General features: G+C 38.9%; 21 protein-coding genes and 5 tRNA genes. 23 read left to right on the plus strand and 3 right to left on the minus strand.

Annotated features, from left to right (window positions below; genetic code table 11):
* Position 1: 1 nt before the first annotated feature.
* Positions 2-2,443 (plus strand): molybdopterin-dependent oxidoreductase, encoded by a 2,442-nt coding sequence (locus CMCT_RS00435; protein WP_034970230.1) that lies wholly within the window; start codon positions 2-4, stop codon positions 2,441-2,443.
* Between the two features lie 33 nt (positions 2,444-2,476).
* Here CMCT_RS00435 and CMCT_RS00440 read toward each other — a convergent pair whose 3' ends face one another.
* From CMCT_RS00440 to thrS, 3 genes are all read right to left on the minus strand, one after another.
* Positions 2,477-4,498, minus strand: a complete 2,022-nt coding sequence (locus CMCT_RS00440) for a TonB-dependent receptor domain-containing protein (protein ID WP_051654934.1) — start codon at positions 4,496-4,498, stop codon at positions 2,477-2,479.
* A 129-nt stretch (positions 4,499-4,627) separates the two neighbouring features.
* On the minus strand, positions 4,628-5,143 hold the full coding sequence (infC, locus tag CMCT_RS00445) for a translation initiation factor IF-3 (RefSeq protein WP_034970227.1): 516 nt from the start codon (positions 5,141-5,143) through the stop codon (positions 4,628-4,630).
* The gene (gene thrS / locus CMCT_RS00450; protein ID WP_034970225.1) at positions 5,140-6,960 is read right to left on the minus strand and encodes a threonine--tRNA ligase; all 1,821 of its coding nucleotides are present in this window, start codon (positions 6,958-6,960) and stop codon (positions 5,140-5,142) included. Before thrS ends, infC begins: the two co-directional genes overlap by 4 nt.
* A 313-nt stretch (positions 6,961-7,273) precedes the next feature.
* Between thrS and CMCT_RS00455 the strand changes: the two genes are divergently transcribed.
* From CMCT_RS00455 to CMCT_RS00560, 22 genes are all read left to right on the plus strand, one after another.
* Entirely contained in the window at positions 7,274-8,446 is a 1,173-nt protein-coding gene (locus CMCT_RS00455) for a hypothetical protein (RefSeq protein ID WP_176324961.1), read from the plus strand.
* 68 nt (positions 8,447-8,514) lie between these two features.
* Positions 8,515-9,234 carry a TerC family protein gene (locus CMCT_RS00460; protein ID WP_034970287.1) on the plus strand — a complete coding sequence of 240 codons (720 nt, stop codon included), beginning with the start codon at positions 8,515-8,517 and terminating at the stop codon, positions 9,232-9,234.
* 14 nt (positions 9,235-9,248) lie between these two features.
* Complete coding sequence (locus CMCT_RS00465) at positions 9,249-10,133, plus strand: hypothetical protein (protein ID WP_176324962.1); 885 nt, start codon at positions 9,249-9,251, stop codon at positions 10,131-10,133.
* A 95-nt stretch (positions 10,134-10,228) separates the two neighbouring features.
* Positions 10,229-10,306: transfer RNA gene (locus CMCT_RS00470), tRNA-Pro, on the plus strand.
* A 9-nt stretch (positions 10,307-10,315) separates the two neighbouring features.
* Positions 10,316-10,392, plus strand: a tRNA-His gene (locus CMCT_RS00475).
* 6 nt (positions 10,393-10,398) lie between these two features.
* Positions 10,399-10,475, plus strand: a tRNA-Arg gene (locus CMCT_RS00480).
* Positions 10,476-10,487: 12 nt separating this feature from the next.
* A tRNA-Arg gene (locus CMCT_RS00485) sits at positions 10,488-10,564 on the plus strand.
* A 13-nt stretch (positions 10,565-10,577) separates the two neighbouring features.
* Positions 10,578-10,662, plus strand: a tRNA-Leu gene (locus CMCT_RS00490).
* A gap of 101 nt (positions 10,663-10,763) precedes the next feature.
* Entirely contained in the window at positions 10,764-11,732 is a 969-nt protein-coding gene (gene moaA / locus CMCT_RS00495; protein WP_034970223.1) for a GTP 3',8-cyclase MoaA, read from the plus strand.
* Entirely contained in the window at positions 11,732-12,478 is a 747-nt protein-coding gene (locus CMCT_RS00500) for a 7-carboxy-7-deazaguanine synthase QueE (RefSeq protein ID WP_176324963.1), read from the plus strand. The genes moaA and CMCT_RS00500 overlap by 1 nt, the downstream gene beginning before the upstream one ends.
* Positions 12,478-13,059 carry a 6-pyruvoyl trahydropterin synthase family protein gene (locus CMCT_RS00505; protein ID WP_034968766.1) on the plus strand — a complete coding sequence of 194 codons (582 nt, stop codon included), beginning with the start codon at positions 12,478-12,480 and terminating at the stop codon, positions 13,057-13,059. The genes CMCT_RS00500 and CMCT_RS00505 overlap by 1 nt, the downstream gene beginning before the upstream one ends.
* Positions 13,059-13,244, plus strand: coding sequence for a hypothetical protein (locus CMCT_RS00510; protein WP_034968767.1), 186 nt, complete (start codon positions 13,059-13,061; stop codon positions 13,242-13,244). Before CMCT_RS00505 ends, CMCT_RS00510 begins: the two co-directional genes overlap by 1 nt.
* Positions 13,241-13,645 carry a hypothetical protein gene (locus tag CMCT_RS00515; RefSeq protein ID WP_034968769.1) on the plus strand — a complete coding sequence of 135 codons (405 nt, stop codon included), beginning with the start codon at positions 13,241-13,243 and terminating at the stop codon, positions 13,643-13,645. Before CMCT_RS00510 ends, CMCT_RS00515 begins: the two co-directional genes overlap by 4 nt.
* Positions 13,645-14,298, plus strand: a complete 654-nt coding sequence (locus CMCT_RS00520; RefSeq protein WP_034968770.1) for a 16S rRNA (uracil(1498)-N(3))-methyltransferase — start codon at positions 13,645-13,647, stop codon at positions 14,296-14,298. Before CMCT_RS00515 ends, CMCT_RS00520 begins: the two co-directional genes overlap by 1 nt.
* Positions 14,299-14,369: 71 nt before the next feature.
* Positions 14,370-14,570, plus strand: a complete 201-nt coding sequence (gene rpmE / locus CMCT_RS00525; RefSeq protein WP_034968772.1) for a 50S ribosomal protein L31 — start codon at positions 14,370-14,372, stop codon at positions 14,568-14,570.
* A gap of 3 nt (positions 14,571-14,573) precedes the next feature.
* Positions 14,574-15,386, plus strand: coding sequence for a 16S rRNA (cytidine(1402)-2'-O)-methyltransferase (gene rsmI / locus CMCT_RS00530; protein ID WP_034968779.1), 813 nt, complete (start codon positions 14,574-14,576; stop codon positions 15,384-15,386).
* Positions 15,387-15,421: 35 nt separating this feature from the next.
* On the plus strand, positions 15,422-16,102 hold the full coding sequence (gene rlmB / locus CMCT_RS00535; protein WP_034968781.1) for a 23S rRNA (guanosine(2251)-2'-O)-methyltransferase RlmB: 681 nt from the start codon (positions 15,422-15,424) through the stop codon (positions 16,100-16,102).
* Positions 16,095-17,072: a helix-turn-helix domain-containing protein gene (locus tag CMCT_RS00540; protein ID WP_034968788.1), complete on the plus strand. Its 978-nt coding sequence runs from the start codon at positions 16,095-16,097 to the stop codon at positions 17,070-17,072. The genes rlmB and CMCT_RS00540 overlap by 8 nt, the downstream gene beginning before the upstream one ends.
* Positions 17,066-17,695 (plus strand): hypothetical protein, encoded by a 630-nt coding sequence (locus CMCT_RS00545; RefSeq protein WP_034968790.1) that lies wholly within the window; start codon positions 17,066-17,068, stop codon positions 17,693-17,695. The genes CMCT_RS00540 and CMCT_RS00545 overlap by 7 nt, the downstream gene beginning before the upstream one ends.
* A 3-nt stretch (positions 17,696-17,698) precedes the next feature.
* The gene (locus CMCT_RS00550) at positions 17,699-18,904 is read left to right on the plus strand and encodes an LL-diaminopimelate aminotransferase (RefSeq protein WP_169752630.1); all 1,206 of its coding nucleotides are present in this window, start codon (positions 17,699-17,701) and stop codon (positions 18,902-18,904) included.
* A complete protein-coding gene (locus CMCT_RS00555) occupies positions 18,904-20,169 on the plus strand; it encodes a homoserine dehydrogenase (protein ID WP_034968791.1) in 1,266 nt (421 codons plus the stop codon). The genes CMCT_RS00550 and CMCT_RS00555 overlap by 1 nt, the downstream gene beginning before the upstream one ends.
* A complete protein-coding gene (locus CMCT_RS00560; protein ID WP_034968793.1) occupies positions 20,169-20,510 on the plus strand; it encodes a YraN family protein in 342 nt (113 codons plus the stop codon). The genes CMCT_RS00555 and CMCT_RS00560 overlap by 1 nt, the downstream gene beginning before the upstream one ends.
* Positions 20,511-20,533: the final 23 nt, after the last annotated feature.

Below are 20,533 nucleotides of genomic sequence, written 5' to 3' on the forward strand. Positions count from 1 at the left end.
AATGAAAAGACGAAATTTCTTAAAGGCTTCGGTAATGGCGGCGACTACGCTTAGTGCAAGTAGAATTGAAGGCGTAAGTCAGACTATTTTTGATAACAAAAGAGTCTTTGGCGCAAATAGATTTGGGCTATTTTGGGCTAATCTAAACTCAGGTCAGGTCGTTTCTGTTGATAGTTTTGAGGGCGATAAATTCCCAAACACTATGAACTACTCTTTGCCTGACGTGGTTCAAAACGAAAACAGAGTGCTTTACCCTATGGTAAGAAAGAGCTATTTAAAGGCAAAAGGTCCAGCTAAGAGCGAACTTCGCGGCAAAGATGAATTTGTGCGTGTTAGCTGGGACGTGGCACTTGATTTAGCGGCAAAGGCGTTAAAAGAGAATTTTGACAAATACGGCAGCGAAGCGGTTTATGGCGAGTGCTACTGGTGGGGCGGTAGCGGTAAGGTAAGCTGGGGCAGAACGGTCGCTCATAGAATGCTAAAAGTGCTTGGTGGATACGTTGAAGAGAGTGGTGATTACTCAACTGGTGCTGGACTTGTCATAATGCCACACGTTGTAGGCAGTAGCTCGGTTTATGATACGCCTACAAAGTGGCGTGCTATTGCAAAGAATGCAAAAAATGTCGTATTTTGGGGCACAGATCCGCTTGTAACTGGACAAATCTCTTGGGTGCCACCTACACACGACGGATATTTGGGCTTACAGGAGCTTAAAAAATCAGACGCAAAAATTTACAGCGTAAATGTAATGGTAAATGAAACGGCAAAATACTTTGGCTCACAAAATTTAATCGTGCGTCCAAATACCGATACCGCAATGGCTATCGCAATGTGCCACTACCTTTATACAAACAACCTTTATGACGCCCTGTTTATCAAAAAATACACCGTTGGCTTTAATAAATTTAAAGATTATTTTATGGGTAAAAATGACGGCGTTGAGAAAAATTTAGAGTGGGCGTCTAAAATTTGCGGACTTGACGCTAAGTCTATGGCGGATTTAGCCACAAAACTAGCCAAAGAGCCAAGCACGATAATAATTGGCCGCGCACTTCAAAGGGCTGATCACGGCGAACTTGCGTTCTGGTCGCTTGTAACGCTAAGTGCGATGCTCGGACACATCGGCAAAGAGGGACTTGGCTTTGAATACAACCTTTATTACTCAAACGGCGCAACCGATAAAATCGCCCCAGCCCTAAAAGGCATAAGCACAAGGATAAGCGAGAAATACGACAGCGTTGATAACGCTCCGTGGCGAACGACAAAAAATATCACAATCCCGTCATCACGCTCAATACAGGCACTTTTAAATCCGGGCAAAGAGATAGATTATGACGGCACAAAAATAAAACTGCCACATATGAGAGTTGCGTATATGGCTAGTGGCTCGATGTTTACGCGTCATCAAAATGTAAATAACGCTGTTAAAGCGTGGCGTAAATTTGACACCGTTATCACAGCTGAGCCATACTGGACTAGCACGGCAAAATTAAGTGATATCGTATTGCCTGTTGCCATTGAGATTGAGCGTGATGACATAAACCAGACCGCTCCAACAGGCGAATATATCGTAGCAAACCGCCCAATTATAGAGCCAATGGGCGAGAGCAGAAGTGATTACTGGATCTGCCACGAAATTTGCAAACGCTGGGGCAGAGGCGATGTGTTTAGTGAGGGCAAAACCGAAAAAGAGTGGGCAAAAGAATTTTACGAAGACGCACAGGCACAGGCTAAAAATATGGGGCTAAGTATGCCAAGTTTTGATGAGTTTTGGCAGGTTGGCTATGTGCAGTTTAAAGAGGATAAAAAAGAGAGCGAGTATTACACAAGATTTGCCGATTTTAGGGCTGATCCGGCTAAAAATAGGCTAGGCACGCCGTCAGGTAAGATTGAAATTTACTCGCCAGTGATTGCAAAATTTGGCTATGATGACTGCCCAGCACACCCAGCGTGGATTGAGCCGTTTGAGTGGCTAGGTAGCAGTATGGCTAAAAAGTATCCGATACACGTTGTTAGCCCACACTCACGCTACCGACTTCACTCTCAGCTAAATAACTCAATTATTAGAAATTTCGCCGAAGTTAGCGGTCGTGAGCCAATGCTAATAAATCCAAAAACGGCTGAAATTAGGGGCATAAAAACTGGCGATATCGTGCGAGTATTTAACGATAGGGGCGAAATTTTAGCAGGTGCTTTGCTAACAGATTTAGTGCAAGAAAACGTGGCGATAATCTGCGAAGGTGCGTGGTATGACCCTGAAATTTGGGGCGAGAAAAGCCTTTGCCAACACGGCTGCGTCAATGTGCTAACAAACGACAAAGGCACATCAAAACTAGCCCAAAGCAACACCGCTCACACGACTTTGGCACAGGTTGAGAAATTTAAGGGCAAAATCTTGCCTATCAAGGCATTTTCAAAACCAAATATCGTGCAATCTTTATAAGACTAAGCCCCGAATTTCGGGGCTTTTTTAAATTTAAAAATGCACTTTAAATTTCGCCCAATAGTTTCGACCACTCTCATAAACTCGCTCACTATTAGATATGCCAAGCTGTGAAATTTCTACACCACGCTTTGCGATATGGTAGCTGTATTGCTTGTTTGTAAGGTTTTCAGCACCAAATAAAAACTGAAAATTTTTATACTTATATCCACCATAAAGCGAAAGTGTTGCAAACCCCTTACTCTCGCCCAAATCAGTCCCTGCAACGTTGCCAAAGCCCTGTGCTACTCGCTTTTGTCTGCCGTGAGCTGTGACTACATTTTTTATAAACCAGTCATTTTTTTCAAGCCCAAGCTTAAATTTTGCCTGTAAGGGTGCGATTTGCGGAAGCGGATCGCCACGATTTAGGTATTTATTTGACATTGCTTTTTTATTTTCTATGTCTTTTAAATTTATACCTTTTGTATATGAAAGTCCACTACCAAGCCTTAAGATATCAAAAAATTTCACACTCGCATCAATCTCAAAGCCGTAAATTTTAGCGTCCGTGTTAAATGCCTGGTTGTTTGTCATTAGGATATAATCTTGAAATTTTGCATAAAATAAATTCGTGCTAATCTCGCCATTTTCTAGCTTAAAAACCCCGCCAATATCAAGCTGGTTATTTTGCTCTTTTCTTAAAAGGTTTTCTTTGTTGTAGGTGCTATTGTTTGCAAAACCATAAACTTTGTTTATCTCCCAAAAATCAGGAGCTCTTTGGGCGTGTCCAAAACCAGCATAAAGTGTCGCATTTTGTAAGTAATGCTCGTAGCGTAAAAATGCCGAGTTTAGAGTGTATTTGTGGCTTGGTTTGTTAAAAAGCGGATACTCCTCCCAAACTTTGTCAAAAAAATCGTAAGCCTTAACGCTCTCTTTTCTAAAACCGCCAAAAATTCCACTCTCGTCTAAATAATACTCGCCTTGCACAAAAACGGCTTTATTTTTAAATTTTAGGTTATTCTTAAACTCTGCATTTTTGGCTTTGTTTTTTACCTCACTCTCGCTTTTGCCATCTATTTTGCGAATTTTGTGTAAGTCGGTGTATTGGTTAAAGCCAAAATATCCCTTAAAGCTATCAAGCGTTAGCTCGTTTTCGACTCTAAAACCCTTAATCTCGCGTTTTGGATTACTTAAGCGATAATTATTTGCTATGACTGGACGACGAGAGAAATTATCCATTACGTGATCTATTTTGTGGTTAAATAGCGAGAAATTTAGCTGATTGTGGGCGTTTAGTGACTGCTCTAGTTTAAAGCCAAATGAGCGTCGATCAAATTTTGAGCCGTCCATTCCTCTATCGGCGTAAGAGGCCTCGCCCTTGCCAAAGTCACCGCTAAACTCGACTGCCGTGCCTTCAAGTGGTGTAAGGGTGGCTATCACACTTGCGTTTTTTCGCTCGTAGGCTGAGTGGATAGTGTTTTTTAGGGCATCCTTGTAGTCATCACTTTTGTAGCTTCCTGCAAAGACTTGCAAACTCCCAAGCTCATTTCCTGCTGTTAAATTTAAACTCGTATCGACGTGAGCGTAAGAGCCGTAAAGTGCGTTTAAGTTGCCACTAAATGTAGGCTTTTCAAGTCTTAAAATTCCACGCTCAAACAGCACACCACCAGCGATTAGCGATGAGTATCTGACATCTTGTGGGCCCTTTATGATACGAACTGAGCGGTAGTTTTCAGGCGAAATGTATGTGATAGCTGTGTCCATTCTACCGACACATCCGCCAAAAATTTGCGATCCGTCAAGCATAATGGGTAGCCGTCCGCCACCTTGTGAGCGGTAGAAAATTTCGCTTCCACCGCCACCCTTCCTCATCATAGAAAATCCAGTCACATTTAAAAATGACTTTGCGACGTCGCCGTATTCTAAGAGTGTATTTTTGCCGACTATCTCGACCTTGCTTGGATCATTAATTAGCTCTTTTTGGCTACTTTGTGTAACAACTATTTTATCAAATTCCAAATTTGTAACTGCATTTGCAGTGATTGCAAACGCACAAATAACAGATATAAATCTCAAAATTCCCCCAAAATTAATGATTTATAAATGTAAAGTATAGCATAAAAAATTGATTTTTAATATCATTTTGATAGAGGATAGGAAGCAACGTGTAGGATTAGAAATTTTTAGGGCGATTTGCCCTAAAAATTACCCTTTTTTAGGAGTCACTAGCATATTGACGTAACGCCCCTCAATGTTAGGCTCTTTATCGCGTTCAGCGTGGTCTTTTACCATCTCCCAAACTTTGTTTAAAATCACGACACCAGCCTCAGGAGTGCTCATCTCGCGACCTTTTAAAAAGACGCGAAATTTCACGTGTTTGCCTTCGCTTAAAAATTCAAGAGCGTGTTTGACTTTGAAATTTATGTCGTTTTGTGCGATTTTGACTGAGAGTTTTAGCTCTTTGATCTCAATGACCTTTTGCTTTTTCTTAGCCTCTTTTTGCTTTTTTTCTTGCTGATAGCGGAATTTGCCGTAATCCATTATCTTACAAACCGGTGGCTTTGCATCAGGTGCGATTAGCACCAAATCAAGCCCTAAATTACCAGCAATTTTTAAAGCTTCATTGCGTGAAATAACGCCATAAGCCGTTCCGTCATCTCCGACACATCTAACCTCAACCGCTCTTATATCTTCGTTGAGCAATACCTCTTCTTTACTCAAAAATGCACCTCACTAAGTTTCTCCTTCGTTAAATTTATAAAATCCGCCAAGCTCATATCGCTTTGCGTTCTAGCCTGTCTGTCACGTAGTGCGATTGCTTCGTTTGCCACTTCGTTATCGCCTAGCACGACTATCATCGGCACTCTTTGTTTCTCAGCCGTTCTAATTCTTTTGTTTAAACTCTCATTTTTGCTTGAAATTTCACTATCAACGCCGACTTTTCTAAGCTCACGTGCTACTTTTTTTGCATAATCTAAATGTACGTCAGAGATTGGCACAATCACAACCTGTGTAGGAGCTATGAAAAATGGCAACTCACCAGCCGTGTGTTCAAGCAAAATTCCAATAAATCTCTCAAAGCTACCAAGCAAAGCCCTATGAAGCATAACTGGACGCTTACGTTCATTGTTGCTGTCAATGTAGCCTAAATCAAAGCGTTCTGGAAGGTTAAAATCAACTTGGATAGTTCCACACTGCCACTTTCGTTTTAGTGCGTCTGTGATTTTTATGTCAATTTTTGGTCCATAAAAGGCACCGCCACCCTCGTCGATGCCGTATTTAAAGCCATTTTCATCAAGTGCTTCTTTTAACGCCCTTGTCGCTGTCTCCCAAATTTCATCATCGCCGATAGCCTTTGCTGGTTTGGTTGAAATTTCCATCTCGTATTCAAACCCAAAGCTTTTCATGATCTTGCTTGCAAATTCTAAAATTTCAAGGATATTTTGCTTGATTTGGCTTGGCATACAAAAGATGTGTGAGTCATCTTGTGCGAACTCTCTAACCCTAAAAAGTCCGTGCAAAACACCGCTTTTTTCGTGGCGATGAACCACGCCGTACTCAAAAAATTTAAGCGGTAAATCGCGGTAACTGCGAATATCTGTCTGATAAACCTTAATGTGTCCCACGCAGTTCATCGGCTTTATGCCGTATTCTTGCTCATCAATGGTTGTAAAATACATATTTTCTTTGTAGTTTGCGTAGTGACCCGATTTTTTCCACACATCAGCCTTTAAAAGTTCAGGACCACGAACTGGCTCATATCCACGCTCTCTGTGGGCTTTGTAAAGTAGCTGTTCAAGTTTGCTTCTTAAACGTCCGCCGTTTGGCAACCAAAGTGCAAGTCCGCCACCGATCTCATCATCAAAGCTAAATAGCTTCATATCCACGCCAAGTCGTCTATGATCTCGTTTTTTAGCCTCTTCAAGGATGTGTAAATGCTCTTTTAGACTCTCTTTATCAGCGTAAGCCGTGCCGTAAATTCTATTTATCATCTCGCGGTTTTCATCACCAGCTAAATACGCACCAGCTACGCGAGTTAGCTTAAAAAAGCGTAGAAATTTTGTATTTGGCAGGTGCGGACCACGACATAAATCCTCAAAATCGCCCTGAGAGTAGCTTGAAACCTCGCCCTCAGGTATGCGTTTTAGCACCTCTTGTTTTAGCTCGTCATTTTTAAATTTATCCGTCATAAATGCTTTTGTTGAGCTTGTTTTTATTATCTCTTGTTTTGCTTCGGCTAGTTCTTTCATCTTAGCTTCAATGGCTGCTAAATCATCATCGCTAAGCTTTGTGTTTATCTCATCAACCTTAAAATCGTAATAAAAGCCGTCATCTACATTTGGACCGACAAAAAATTTAGCGTTTGGGTAGATTGATTTGATAGCTTGTGCCATTAGATGAGCACAGGAGTGGCGAATGACATTTAGCGCGTCGGCTGAATTGTCAAAATATATTGGCTCTGCTTCGTTTTGGCGGCTGCCGATACTTTGCGTATCAACGATTTCGCCGTTTAGTTTATATGCGATAATCTCGCTCATTTATATCCTTTTTACTGATCTGTCTTTTTTACATTAAAAGAACGTTTTAAGATTTTATCTAAATGGATATTAAGCTTAACTTAATATTTATACAATCTTTAAAATATGTTAATATATATTTTATTTATATAATTTATTATATTTTAAGCTGTATATCGTTAATATTACAGCCATAAATGATTTCGTCTTTGCATTATTCGAAATTCATTTTCTCCCAACGATTCTTGTGCGGGGGTAAGATCTCCGCACGAATTTTATAAATAAAAACTAAATTTTGTCGATTTTGTTTAAAATTCATTAAATGGGGTTTGCAATGAAAATCGATAGCTACAACATAAATATGTACTCAAATCACTTTTTATACAATGCCACAAGCGATACTTTGGGAAATAGCTCAGAGAGCGCTAGTCTAAATATCGAAAATAGCACATTTAGTGGCGGTAAAAGTAGCCACACGCCAACTACCAATAAGATATCTCAAAATTTAGATGATTTGGTGAGTGAGCCTGAGAAAATGATGATGATTGCTAAAATGGCACAAGAGGCTATCGATATGCTAAAGGGTATCAAAAAAGAGCAAAATAGTGAGCTAATTAGCTTTAATACCGACCCATTTTTAGTAACTCAAAAACGCTCAGAGAGTGAAAATTTAAAGCTACAAACAACTGGGATTATCAAAGCTGGTTCAAAAGAGATAAATGTTTTAATAGATATAAATCTATCAAAAAGCTTTCAAGAGATTTCGCAAATAAAAGTCGAGCCAAGATTTATAGATCCGCTCGTAATTACGCTAGATGGCAATATGCCAAAGGTTTTAGAAGATAGATTTGAGTTTGATATAGATAGCGATGGAGAGATTGATCAAATTTCGCGTTTAGGAGCGAATTCTGGCTTTTTAGCACTTGATAAAAATGGCGATGGCAAGATAAATAACGGAAGCGAACTTTTTGGTGCAAATAGCGGAAATGGATTTGCTGATTTGTCGCGATACGATGATGATAAAAATGGCTGGATAGATGAAAATGATAAAATTTTTAATAAGCTTAGGATTTGGCACAAAAGCGGTGATAATGAGCGTTTGGTTGCGTTAGGAGAGGTTGGTATAGGCGCTATATTTTTAGGTAGCACATCTTCGGAATTTAGCCTAAAAGATAGCCAAAATAACGAACTTGCACAGCTAAAACGTAGCGGATTTTTCTTGTATGAAAATGGCAAAAGTGGCATAGTAGCCCAAATGGATTTTGTAAAATTCCAAAACAAAGATGAGAGTGATGAGAGTCTTGTTGGCGTAAAGATTGAGGGTGGGGCTCAGGTGCGTAATGAAGATAGAAAGGATAAAAGTTTGCTTGATATTTTAAAACAAAGATTAGCCTCTCTTCAGTCACAACTAAGCGGGGCAGATCCGCAAACGGCAGCCACTTTGCAGATACAAATCGCCTCTATAAACGCACAAATCGTCGCTTTGATGTCTAGCGGACTGGCGTAGCTGTTCTTTCTTTTTTCGTTTCATTTTGCTATACTTTTTAGGAAATTTTTTAAAGGAAATTTATGGATATATTTTCGTGGATAAGTTCGCCAGAAGCGTGGCTTTCGCTAGTTACTCTTACTGGACTTGAGATAGTTCTTGGTATTGATAATATCATTTTTATAGCTATTTTGGTAGGAAAACTACCAGCAAATCAGCGTGATAAAGGGCGGGTTATCGGACTTGCTTTGGCTATGATTACTCGTGTATTGTTGCTTTTATCGCTATTTTGGATTATGAAGCTTACAAAACCGCTATTTGATGTATTTGGTTTTACGATTACTGGACGTGATTTGGTGCTTATTTTGGGAGGACTTTTTTTAATCGCAAAATCAACCACCGAAATTCACTCAAGTGTCGCAGGAGAGGAGCACTCTTATCAAGATAGCAAAGGTGCTGCAAGTTTTGCGTTTGTTATAACTCAGATAGCTATTTTAGACATCGTGTTTTCTTTAGATAGCGTTATAACTGCTGTTGGTATGGCAAATCACATTGAGATTATGATTTTAGCGGTTATAATAGCCGTTGGAGTAATGATGTTTGCCTCAAAGGCGATCTCAAATTTTGTTGATAGTAACCCAACTATTAAAATTTTAGCTCTTGCGTTTTTGATACTTATAGGTTTTTCACTCGTTGGAGAGGGGCTTGGCTTACACGTTCCAAAAGCATATATTTATTTTGCAATGGCGTTTTCTCTTGCGGTTGAACTTATTAATATCTATGCTAGAAAGAGGGCTAGAAGTCACTAAAATTAGGAGGATGTATGGCGTATCAGGAAAAAATGTGGCAGAATTTTTATGAGAGGGCTTGGGCTTATAGAGCCGAGTTTATGCGAAAATGCTTGCGGGGGGGGGCGAATAGTTGCCAGGCCATAGGCGAACTTGCTAAAATGGAGCGCACTCACGTTTTAAGTATGAATGATAATAAAGATGTGAGTTGGGAAAAACTCAACATAGAGGGTGGCAACTCTTTATCATTTGCAAATGTGCCTATTTTGCAATATAGCTCAACTAACGGAAAAGAGATTATTATCCCGTATCACACAAACTATAATTTTTCTGATTTTTTAATTGACGTCTTTGATGGCAGTGGCGGATATGATTGTATAGTTGAGCTTGGTTGCGGATACGGTAGGAATTTGTTCCATATTTTCTACAATGGAGGAGCAAGAGATGTGCCATATTTTGGCGGAGAATTTACACAAAGTGGTGTAGGGATAGCGCAAGATTTAGCCAAAGCTACGCCAGGTATGGATGCTACATTTTTTCATTTTAATCACTTAGAGCCAAACGTCGATATTATAAAAGAGCACGGTTTTAAACGAGCTTTTGTTTTTACTTGTCACACTATCGAGCAAGTAAAGGCTATATCTGATGACTGGTTTGGCGTGGTTGCAAGTATGGCTAAACATGTGCGTTGTGTTCATTTAGAGCCGTATGGATTTCAAGCAAAGCACATTGGTGATGTTAGCTTAAAACACCAAAATTTTATGATACAAAATGGCTGGAATTTAAACTTTTTTGATACTTTAAAAAATGCTGTGGCAAATAAACAAATAGTGCTTGATGATACTATCCTAGAGATTGGTTGCTCAACAGATCCGTATAATCCAGGCTCTATTGCTTGTTGGCATAGTGATATAAAATAGATTTTATGTCAAGGATTGTAAAAATTCTTGACATTTAAAAATTTTTTAGATATTATACGGCTTTTTAATGAGGTAGTGGCAGATAACTCACGCTACGGGGTGTAGCGCAGTCTGGTTAGCGCATCTGGTTTGGGACCAGAGGGCCGAAGGTTCGAATCCTTTCACCCCGACCATTTCAGATGGTGAGTGTAGCTCAGTCGGTTAGAGCATCAGATTGTGGTCCTGAGGGTCGTGGGTTCGATTCCCATCACTCACCCCATTTTGGGCGCTCGTAGCTCAATTGGATAGAGCGACAGACTTCGGATCTGTAGGTTATGGGTTCGACTCCTATCGGGCGCGCCACGTAATTAAAATGCGCTCATAGCTCAGCTGGATAGAGCAACGGCCTTCTAAGCCGTAGGCCTCAGGTTCGAATCCTGATGGGCGTACCACCTTACTATTGTTGCGGATGTGGTGAAATTGGCAGACACGCCAGACTTAGGATCTGGTGCTTCACAGCGTGGAGGTTCAAGTCCTCTCATCCGCACCACTTTTATTTAGAATTTATCTATCATTAATCGCAATTTTATTTATCTTTAAAAATTTTACCTTATAATTTGCTGTATTTAGAATCGACTCAAGGGAGAGAACGTGTTAGTAGATGGATACGGACGAGTTGTTGATTATTTGAGGATTTCTGTAACTGAGCGTTGCAATTTTCGTTGTAGATATTGTATGCCAAAAACCCCATTTGAATGGATACCAAAAGAGAATTTGCTTAGTTTTGAGGAGCTATTTTTATTTGTAAAAGTTGCCATTGACGGCGGTGTGAAAAAAATTCGTCTAACTGGCGGAGAGCCACTTTTGCGTAAGGATTTAGACCAGTTTATAAAGATGATAAACGACTATAAACCAGATATTGATTTAGCACTTACTACAAACGGCTTTATGCTTCGTCACTACGCAAAAAATTTAAAAGATGCAGGGCTAAAACGCATAAATATGTCGCTTGATAGTTTAAAGCCAAAAGTTGCCGAGCAAATCGCTCAAAAAAGCGTCCTGCACGAAGTTTTAGCAGGGTTTGAGACAGCAATTGATGTGGGATTAAAAGTTAAGCTAAACACCGTTGCCTTAAAGGGCGTAAATGACGATGAGATCATTAATCTGCTGGAATTTGCAAAATTTAGAAATTGCCAGATTAGATTTATTGAATATATGGAAAATCACCACGCAAACGATGAGCTAAAAGGGCTAAAATCAGATGAAATTTTAAGCATAATCGCCTCAAAATATGAGTTTAAAAAAGATGAGAAGTTGCCAAATGCACCGGCTAGCCTTTACACGCTAAGTGATGGCTACACATTTGGCATTATTGACCCACACAAGCACGATTTTTGCGAGAGTTGCAATAGAATTCGCCTAACCGCCGAGGGCTTTTTAATCCCTTGCCTTTATTTTGAAGATGCGATGAGTATTAAAGACGCCGTTAGAAAGGGCGATATCGTGGGGGCTAGTGAAATTTTACGCAAGGTTTTAGCCAATAAGCCAGAGAAAAACAAGTGGGAGCTTGGCGAAAAAAACGAAACTTCAAGCCGTGCGTTTTATCAAACGGGTGGCTAATGCTTGAGGCTGTTGAGAGTTTTTTAAGCATTCAAGGCGAAGGTAAATTTCAGGGGCATTTGGCCATTTTTATCCGCCTTTTTGGGTGCAATCTAAACTGCTTTGGCTTTAATGTAAAGCAAATTTCGCCAAAAACGAACGAAATTTTAACTGGTTGTGATACAATTAGGGCAGTTTTTAAGTCGCATTTTAGTGCTAAAAAGTATAAAAATGCTGATGAGATTATGAACCTAATTTATCAAAAATGTGAAAATTTAGGCACTAAGCCGATAATTGTAATTACTGGCGGAGAGCCGTTAATTCATCATAAAAATGAAATTTTACTTGAAGTTTTAGAGCGTTTAATCAAGCAAAATTTTATCGTTCAGTTTGAAACAAACGCCACGATAAAAGTTGATTTTGCTAAATTTGGCATTTATAAAAAGTGTATTTTTGCAATGAGCGTAAAGCTAGAAAATAGCGGCGAAAGCAGGGCAAAACGCATAAAAACAGAGGCGATAAAAGCGATAAGCAAAAATGCAAAGTGCTTTTATAAATTCGTGCTTCGTGGCGATGAAAATGAGCTTAGCCAGATTGATGAAATTTTAAAAATCGCACAAAATGAGGTTTGGCTAATGCCAATGGGGGCAGATATTAACGAGCTTGAAAAAAATGCCTTAAAAGTAGCACAAATAGCGATAGCTAAGGGCTTTTGCTACTCAGATAGGCTTCACATTAGACTTTGGGATAAAAAAGAGGGTGTTTAATGATTATTAGAAAAATGTTTAAATTTGAAAACGCACACATAGTTAGGGATTGTAGCTCAAAAAGGTGCAGGACCAGCATTCACGGACATAGCTACAAGGCTGAAATTTTGCTAAGCTCAAACTACCTTGATAACGCTGGTATGGTTTATGATTTTGGGCTGATGAAGCAAGGCATTAAGTGCATAATTGACAGCTTTGACCACGCCACGACGATATTTTCAGGCGACAATGATGAGTATAAAAATGACCTAAAAAAGCACTCAGAGCGTTGGATAGAGATCCCGTTAAATCCATCTGCTGAGCAGTTTTGCAGGATTTTTTTTGTCATCATTGATAGGCTACTTAGTGCTACAAAAATGCAAAACGGCGAAAGAGATGTGAAAATTCACAGCGTCATAATCCACGAAACCGACACCGGCTACGCCCAGTGCTTTAAAGAGGACGCTTATAACGCTAAAATGGGCGAAATAAATCTAAATGAAATCATCTTTTCAGACGCAATAATTAGCGAGTGGGAGGATAAAAAACTCTTTGAAAAGATAAAATTTAAAGATGAAATAGTAAATCCAAAGGACGTTTAATGGCTCAAATTTTTAAAATTCTCACGCTTTTTGTGCTATTTTTTAGCGCGTGTAGCGATGAAAAGCCACAAATCGTGGAGCAAAGCGAAACAATCCCAGCTGACGTGCCAATCTCACAAAGCGAAACGAACACGACAATTGATGAAAATTTTCCACCAGAACCAGTAATTGAAGGCGGACAATGAACGAAAACCTAGCCCCACTTTACGCACAAGCCCTGCCAATTCATAGTGGCACAATGCACCTGCTTTTAACGCTAGTTGCGATCTATCTTATTCTTACGCAGTTTGGGCTAAATACCAAAAATTACGTGCTAAGAATTCGCTACTTTTTGCCAATCTATCACGCAATTTTAGCAGTCATTATTTTTAGCGGACTTTTGCTTTTATCAGCTCTAAATTTTGGTATTTCAGAGCGAATTTTGCGTATGATTTTAGCTGTTGTTTTACTAATCGCCCTAAGTGCGGTTGGCTTTAAACGGCTAAAAATTTATGCAAGGCAAAAAGAGCTGTTTAAATTTAGAAAATTTGCCCTTTTTCAGGGTATTGCCGAGATTTTTTTAATCCTTTTTGCTGGACTTAGCTAATGCAATTTTTATACGATAAAAACGCTGGCGATGAGCGACTTTTGGTGCAAAATGAGCCGTTTTTACACTTAAAGGCAAGGCGAGTTAAAATCGGCGACAGACTTGAAGTAAGAAATTTAAAAGACGGCAAAAAATACCTTTATGAAATTAAGCAAATTGAGCGAAAAAGTGCTGATTTAGAGCTTGTTTTTGCTAGTTTAAACGAGCGTGAGAGCTATGATTTTAGCGTGGCTTGGGCTGTTGTTGATCCAAAAACGATTGAAAAAACCCTGCCATTTTTAAACGAACTTGGAGTTGGTAAGCTAATCTTTGTTTATACGAAATTTTCACAGGGCGATTTTAGGCTAGATTTAGAAAGGTTTAGGCGAATTTGTGCGTTATCTTGCGAGCAGTGTGGGCGAGATAGCTTAATGGAGTTTGAAATTTATAAAAGTGTTGATGAATTTTTGGCAAATTACAGCAATGTTGCGATGATAAATTTTGACGGCGAGAGTTTAGAAAATTATAAAAATGAGCTACTTTTTATCGGTGCTGAGGGCGGTTTTAGTAGTGATGAGGTGGCTAAAATCAGGCGTAGTTTTGGGCTAAAAAGTAAAAATATACTAAAATCACAAACTGCTATAACCGCCGTTGCTAGTAAATTTTTAGCCTAAATTTATATTTGTTAATGTATAATCACGCCTTACCTAAATTATAGCTTATAAAACACCAAAAAGGAAAGATTATGAAAAAAGAGATCCACCCAGAATACGTTGAGTGCGTCGTAACTTGTGCTTGTGGAAACACATTTAAAACTGCTTCAAACAAAAGCGAGATCAGAGTTGATATCTGCTCTGAGTGCCACCCATTTTTTACCGGTAGCGAAAAAATCGTAGATAGTGCTGGTAGAGTTGAGAAATTTAAGAAAAAATACGCTTTAAAATAAAATTTGATATATTTTATCCCCACGCCAATAGGCAATTTAAAGGATATCTCGCTTCACGCACTTGAAATTTTGCGTGATTGCGAGATAGCACTTTGCGAGGATACAAGAGTTAGCAAATCCCTAATAAATCTACTAAACGAACGTTTTAATGCCGATATAAAAATTAAAAATTTTATCTCACTTCACACACACAACGAGAGTGAGTTTTTTAAAAATTTAGACACCGATTTTTTTAGTAAAAATGTTGCCTACATAAGCGACGCTGGCATGCCCGGCATTAGCGACCCCGGCGTTAGCTTGGTTAGATATGCTTTAAAAAACGGCATTGAGTATGAAATTTTAAGCGGAGCAAACGCAGCACTCTTAGCAGTTGTCGCAAGTGGTTTGGTGGATAAGGAATTTATATTTTTAGGATTTTTGCCAAACACTGGCAAAGATAGAGTCCTCGCAATCCAAAACGCCCTAAATAACGCCTATCCTTGCGTGATTTATGAGAGCCCAAAACGCATAATCTCGTTGATTGATGAAATTTTAAAAATTGATGAAAATAGACAAATTTTTGCCATAAAAGAGGCGACAAAAAAATTTGAAGCAAAGTTTAAAAATACCCCAAAAGCCTTGCTAGATGAGCTAAAAAATGCGAATTTAAACGGAGAGTGGTGCGTTGTCGTTGATAAAAGTCAAAATTTAAGCACACAAAAAATCACGATTGATGAGATAAACCAATTAGAAATTCCACCCAAAATCAAGGCAAAATTGCTAAGTAAAATAACTGGCGAAGATGTCAAAAAAATCTACAATAAAATAATAAAATAAGTTAGTTTTTACTTGCTTTTTGCTATCATCACGAGATGATAATTTACGGAAAACAGCTATTTTTACACATTTTAGACAAGCACCCAAAAAAGATAGAAGAAATTTATCTTGCAAAAGAGTGCGATAAGGCGTTATTTTCACGCATTGCGCGTGTTGGAGTGAAAATTTTACGCGTTGATAACCAAAAGGCACAAGCACTCGCTCACGGCGGAAATCATCAAGGATTTTTAGCCAAGGTAAGCGAGTTTAAATTTGCAGATGTTAGTGAGCTAAAAAAGCTAAATTTTATCGCTTTGCTTTGGGGGGTTAGCGATGTGGGCAATATCGGTGCTATCATTCGCTCAGCCTACGCACTAGGTTGCCAAGGTATTGTGCTAGTGGCTAAAAATGCAAACATTGAGGGGATTTTACGCACTAGTAGCGGTGCTGCTTATGAGCTACCAATAGCTGTTTTTGATGACGGACTTAGCCTTATAAATGAGCTAAAACAGATTGGTTTTGGCATTTATGCCACGGCAAAAGGCGGTAAAAGCGTGAGCGAGATAAAATTTAATGATAAAATCGCACTTTTAATGGGTAGTGAGGGCGAGGGGCTACCAAATAAAGCCACTCAAAAAGCCGATGAGTGTATTGGTATAAGGCTAAAAAACGACTTTGACTCGCTAAATGTAAGCGTTGCGTTTGCGATAATTTGTGATAGGATTATAAATGAATGATTTAAATATTTTAAAAGAGGTTGGACTAAAAGAGGTTGCGAGAAAGACGCATATTGAGCCTGAATTTTTGCAGTATATCATCAATAAAGACTTTGATAAATTGCTTAGGCTTAATGTCAAAGGATATATAAAAATCATTGAGCGAGAGTATGGCATAGACTTTGAGTCCTGGTTTTTAGAATTTAATGAGTATAAAAAACAAAATTTTGTTGATGACGGCAAAAAACCAAAGGTAAATCCGAAAATTCCAGCCTATACAGCAAATGGTGAACCAGCTAAAAAAGTCAGCGGAGGTGTGCTTGGCTGGGTACTTTGGTTGTTTATTATGGCGATGTTTTTTGGACTTGCTTACTATTTTGACGCACACAAATACATAGAGCAGTTGCCTAAAATTTTTGATGATGAAAATGCGAGTGCTAGCTATTCGACCACTAGCGTCGTGCAAGAGGTGAAGAAGAATATGAACGTCGTAGAGCAAAACACAACCTCAGTCATCATCAAAAAGGATGAAAATACAAGCATTCAAATATCTATCACGCCAAAATCTTTAGAGCAAAACTCAAGCGATACAAATTCCACACTACCCCTATTAAATACGCCAGAGCCGTTGGCAAAAGATAAAAATTTAACCAGCGAGGCAAATTCTACCCAAACACATCAAGCCGATTTGGGCAAATTTTTGCTAAAAGCCCCTAGTGTTACATTTGCTCCACGTGCTAGTATTTGGGCTGGTTTTATAGATTTAAATAGTGGCAAAAAAAGTTCAAAAACAAGTAGTGAAAGCTACGATATAGATACGACTGGTAGGTGGCTGGTTGTTTTTGGCAATGGCAACATCGAGCTTCGCTCAAAAACACAAACCTTGAAATTTGATCCAAATAGGGCTGTTAGATTTTTAGTGCAAAATGGAGAGGTTAGATCTCTTAGTTACGATGAATTTGTTGGATTAAACAAAGGTAAATCGTGGTAAAAAAAGCCGCACTTTTGGTATCCTTGCTCTCTTGCCTTTTTGGTAGCGAAGTTGAGAGTTTTACCTTTAAGACAGACAATACACCGAGTGCAAAGCTATTTGTAAAGGCGATTTTAATTAGCATTGAAAATTTAAACGCAAATGTCACAAACGTAAATGAGCTAAATTTAGAAAACGGTGTGATTTATGGGCTAAGTGTGCAAAAGGATGGCGGAGTTGATGTGGCTGAGCTAAAAGAGGCTTTGGCTAAAAATGGTTTAGTCATAAAAACCTTAGAGCGTGAAAGTGACAGTGTTTATATCGTGCTTGATAGCTCGGACATACGCCTTGATGTCACTCAGATTCAAATAGATACTCAAAGCAAATTAGATAGAACAAATTCCGCTTATTTTATAGGCGTAGATAGGGTACCAAATTTATTGATAAAACCTGCCCAAAACAGCACTTGGCTACCACTTATTTATGGGTATGATAGAAATTTAAATCAAATTTTTCAAATTAAAAAAGATGAAGTCGCAAGGGAGCTTAAGCTTGATTTAACAGGGATAAAATACCTGCTAATAGGCGATAGCGTGGATATGAATAATATTAAAGGTGGGCTTTTGCTAACACCAGAAAGGTGAAAAATGTTTGATGAAATTCGTTTTAATACCATTGAAAGGCTTCCAAATTACGTATTTGCCGAAGTAAATGCCATAAAAATGGCAGCCAGACGTGCTGGTGAGGATATCATCGATTTTTCTATGGGAAATCCAGAGGGTCGCACCCCGCAACACATAGTTGATAAACTTTGTGAGAGTGCTGGGAAGGATAAAACTCACGGTTACTCAGCAAGTGCTGGAATTTACAAGCTTCGTCTTGCGATTTGTAATTGGTATAAGAGAAAATATGATGTAAATTTAGACCCAGAAACCGAAGCAGTTGCTGTAATGGGCTCAAAAGAGGGCTTTATACATCTAGTTCAAGCCGTAGTAAATCCAGGCGATATAGCCGTCGTGCCAGATCCTGCATATCCGATACATACACAGGCGTTTTTATTTGCCGGAGCAAGTGTTGCAAAAATGCCACTTGTTTATAATGAAAAATTTGAGCTTGATGAGAACAAATTCTTTGAAAATTTAGAGCATACGATACACTCAAGCACACCAAAGCCAAAATTTGTGGTAGTAAATTTCCCGCACAATCCAACAACCGTCACTGTTTGCAAGAGCTTTTATGAGCGTCTTGTTGCCATGTCAAAGAAAGAGAGATTTTACATTATCTCAGATATTGCTTATGCGGATTTAACCTTTGATGGTTATAAAACCCCAAGCATTTTTGAGGTTGACGGAGCAAAAGATGTGGCTGTTGAGTGCTATACACTCTCAAAAAGCTATAATATGGCTGGTTGGCGTGTCGGTTTTATGTGTGGAAATAAGCGTCTTTGTGCGGCTTTAAAAAAGATAAAATCGTGGGTGGATTATGGTATGTTTACCCCTATTCAAGTTGCAGCTACTATAGCGCTTGATAGTGACCAGAGCTGTGTTGAGGAGATAAGGCAAATTTATGAAAAACGCCGTGACGTGATGTTAGACGCATTTGAAAATGCTGGTTGGAAGATGAATAAGCCAAGCTCTAGTATGTTTATTTGGGCAAAACTGCCACCGAAATTTTCTCATCTTGGTAGCCTTGAGTTTTCAAAACAGCTTCTTACAAAGGCTTGTGTCGCGGTTAGCCCTGGTGTTGGTTTTGGCGAGGGCGGAAATGATTATGTGCGTTTAGCACTCATAGAAAATGAAAATCGCATACGTCAAGCCGCAAGAAATATAAAGAAATTTTTAAAAGAGGGATAATGAGAGTAGCGATACTAGGTGTTGGAACCGTTGGCGAACAGGTTGCTAAAATTCTGATACAAAACGCAGAACTTATCAGTGCAAGAAGTGGCAAAAATATAACTCCAGTTGTTGGCGTTGTTAGAAATTTAAACAAAAAACGCGATGTAAATTTTGAGCTAACAGACGATATAAACTCGGTAATATCTCGTGATGACATCGATGTTTTTGTCGAACTTATGGGTGGTGTTGATGAGCCTTATAAAATTGTAAGTGAAATTTTAAAACGCAAAAAGGCAGTTGTAACAGCAAATAAAGCACTTTTAGCATACTATCGCTACGAACTTGCAAATATGGCTGGTGAGACGCCATTTGGCTTTGAGGCTAGTGTAGCAGGTGGCATACCTATCATAAAAACGCTTCGCGAGGGTCTTAGTGCAAACGACATACAGAGCATAAAGGGCATAATAAATGGTACTTGCAACTACATACTAACTTCGATGATGCGTGATGGTGCTAACTTTAGCGACGTTCTAAAAAAGGCACAAGATTTAGGCTATGCCGAGGCCGATCCGACATTTGATGTTGGAGGTTTTGACGCTGCCCACAAGCTTTTGATATTAGCTAGTTTGGCATACGGTATAAACGCACGCCCAGAGGATATTTTAATCGAAGGCATAGAACGCATAAACGACGCTGATATCTATTTTGCTAATGATTTTGGTTATACGATTAAGCTACTAGCAATCGCTAAAAAAACCGCAAATGGCGTAGAGCTACGCGTTCATCCAACTCTAGTCCCAAAAGATCATATGATAGCTAAGGTTGATGGCGTGATGAATGCTGTAAGTATCGTAGGTAACGCTGTTGGCGAGACTATGTATTATGGTGCTGGTGCTGGTGGAGCAGCAACCGCAAGTGCTGTTATAAGTGATATAATCGACATCGCACGTGGTATAAGCTCCCCTATGCTTGGCTATAAAACGCAAAATGCGGTATCGGAACTTAAACTTTTAGATAAAGATGAAATTTTAACGCACTATTATATTAGACTAAAGGTCGAAGATAGGCTCGGAGTTCTTGCTTGTATTACAAATTTGATGAGTCAAAATAGTATCTCCATAGATAGTTTTTTACAAACTCCAAATTTTGATGATGGCGATATGACTACGCTATTTTTTACGACTCATACGAGCCGTGAAGCAGATGTTAAGCACGTATTAGCCCTTTTAAGAGATCAAGAATTTATAAAAGATGAGCCTTTTATGATGAGAATAGAGCAGTAGTGAGGCTTAGCTCATATCTTTTTGGCAAAAGTAGCGAAGATAGGGCTTGTGAGTATTTAAAGACTCTTGGATTTAGAATTTTAGAGCGAAATTTTAGATCTAGGTTTGGCGAGATAGACATAATCGCACTTGATGAAAACGATATACTTTGTTTTGTAGAGGTTAAGGCTAGTGGGATTGGCTATGACGCAACATTTAGGCTGACTAGGCAAAAATACTCTAAAATTTTAAAAACGATCAATTTTTACCTGCTAAAAAACGGAGCAGATTATGATTTTGAAATTTCACTACTTGTAATAAATAACGATGATTTTAATTTAATAAGAAATCTTAGTTTATAAAAATTATTATTTAGCTAACATTT

Source organism: Campylobacter mucosalis, assembly GCF_013372205.1.
Taxonomy (GTDB): Bacteria; Campylobacterota; Campylobacteria; order Campylobacterales; family Campylobacteraceae; genus Campylobacter_A; species Campylobacter_A mucosalis.

What these genes read in the sequence shown, in the direction of transcription:
- CMCT_RS00435 (WP_034970230.1), top strand. Translation starts at nt 2, where the DNA reads ATGAAAAGACGAAATTTCTTAAAGGCTTCGGTAATGGCGGCGACTACG.
- thrS (WP_034970225.1), bottom strand. Translation starts at nt 6,960, where the DNA reads ATGAGCGAGATTATCGCATATAAACTAAACGGCGAAATCGTTGATACG.
- CMCT_RS00455 (WP_176324961.1), top strand. Translation starts at nt 7,274, where the DNA reads ATGAAAATCGATAGCTACAACATAAATATGTACTCAAATCACTTTTTA.
- CMCT_RS00465 (WP_176324962.1), top strand. Translation starts at nt 9,249, where the DNA reads ATGGCGTATCAGGAAAAAATGTGGCAGAATTTTTATGAGAGGGCTTGG.
- CMCT_RS00500 (WP_176324963.1), top strand. Translation starts at nt 11,732, where the DNA reads ATGCTTGAGGCTGTTGAGAGTTTTTTAAGCATTCAAGGCGAAGGTAAA.
- CMCT_RS00505 (WP_034968766.1), top strand. Translation starts at nt 12,478, where the DNA reads ATGATTATTAGAAAAATGTTTAAATTTGAAAACGCACACATAGTTAGG.
- CMCT_RS00510 (WP_034968767.1), top strand. Translation starts at nt 13,059, where the DNA reads ATGGCTCAAATTTTTAAAATTCTCACGCTTTTTGTGCTATTTTTTAGC.
- CMCT_RS00515 (WP_034968769.1), top strand. Translation starts at nt 13,241, where the DNA reads ATGAACGAAAACCTAGCCCCACTTTACGCACAAGCCCTGCCAATTCAT.
- CMCT_RS00520 (WP_034968770.1), top strand. Translation starts at nt 13,645, where the DNA reads ATGCAATTTTTATACGATAAAAACGCTGGCGATGAGCGACTTTTGGTG.
- rpmE (WP_034968772.1), top strand. Translation starts at nt 14,370, where the DNA reads ATGAAAAAAGAGATCCACCCAGAATACGTTGAGTGCGTCGTAACTTGT.
- rlmB (WP_034968781.1), top strand. Translation starts at nt 15,422, where the DNA reads ATGATAATTTACGGAAAACAGCTATTTTTACACATTTTAGACAAGCAC.
- CMCT_RS00540 (WP_034968788.1), top strand. Translation starts at nt 16,095, where the DNA reads ATGAATGATTTAAATATTTTAAAAGAGGTTGGACTAAAAGAGGTTGCG.
- CMCT_RS00550 (WP_169752630.1), top strand. Translation starts at nt 17,699, where the DNA reads ATGTTTGATGAAATTCGTTTTAATACCATTGAAAGGCTTCCAAATTAC.
- CMCT_RS00555 (WP_034968791.1), top strand. Translation starts at nt 18,904, where the DNA reads ATGAGAGTAGCGATACTAGGTGTTGGAACCGTTGGCGAACAGGTTGCT.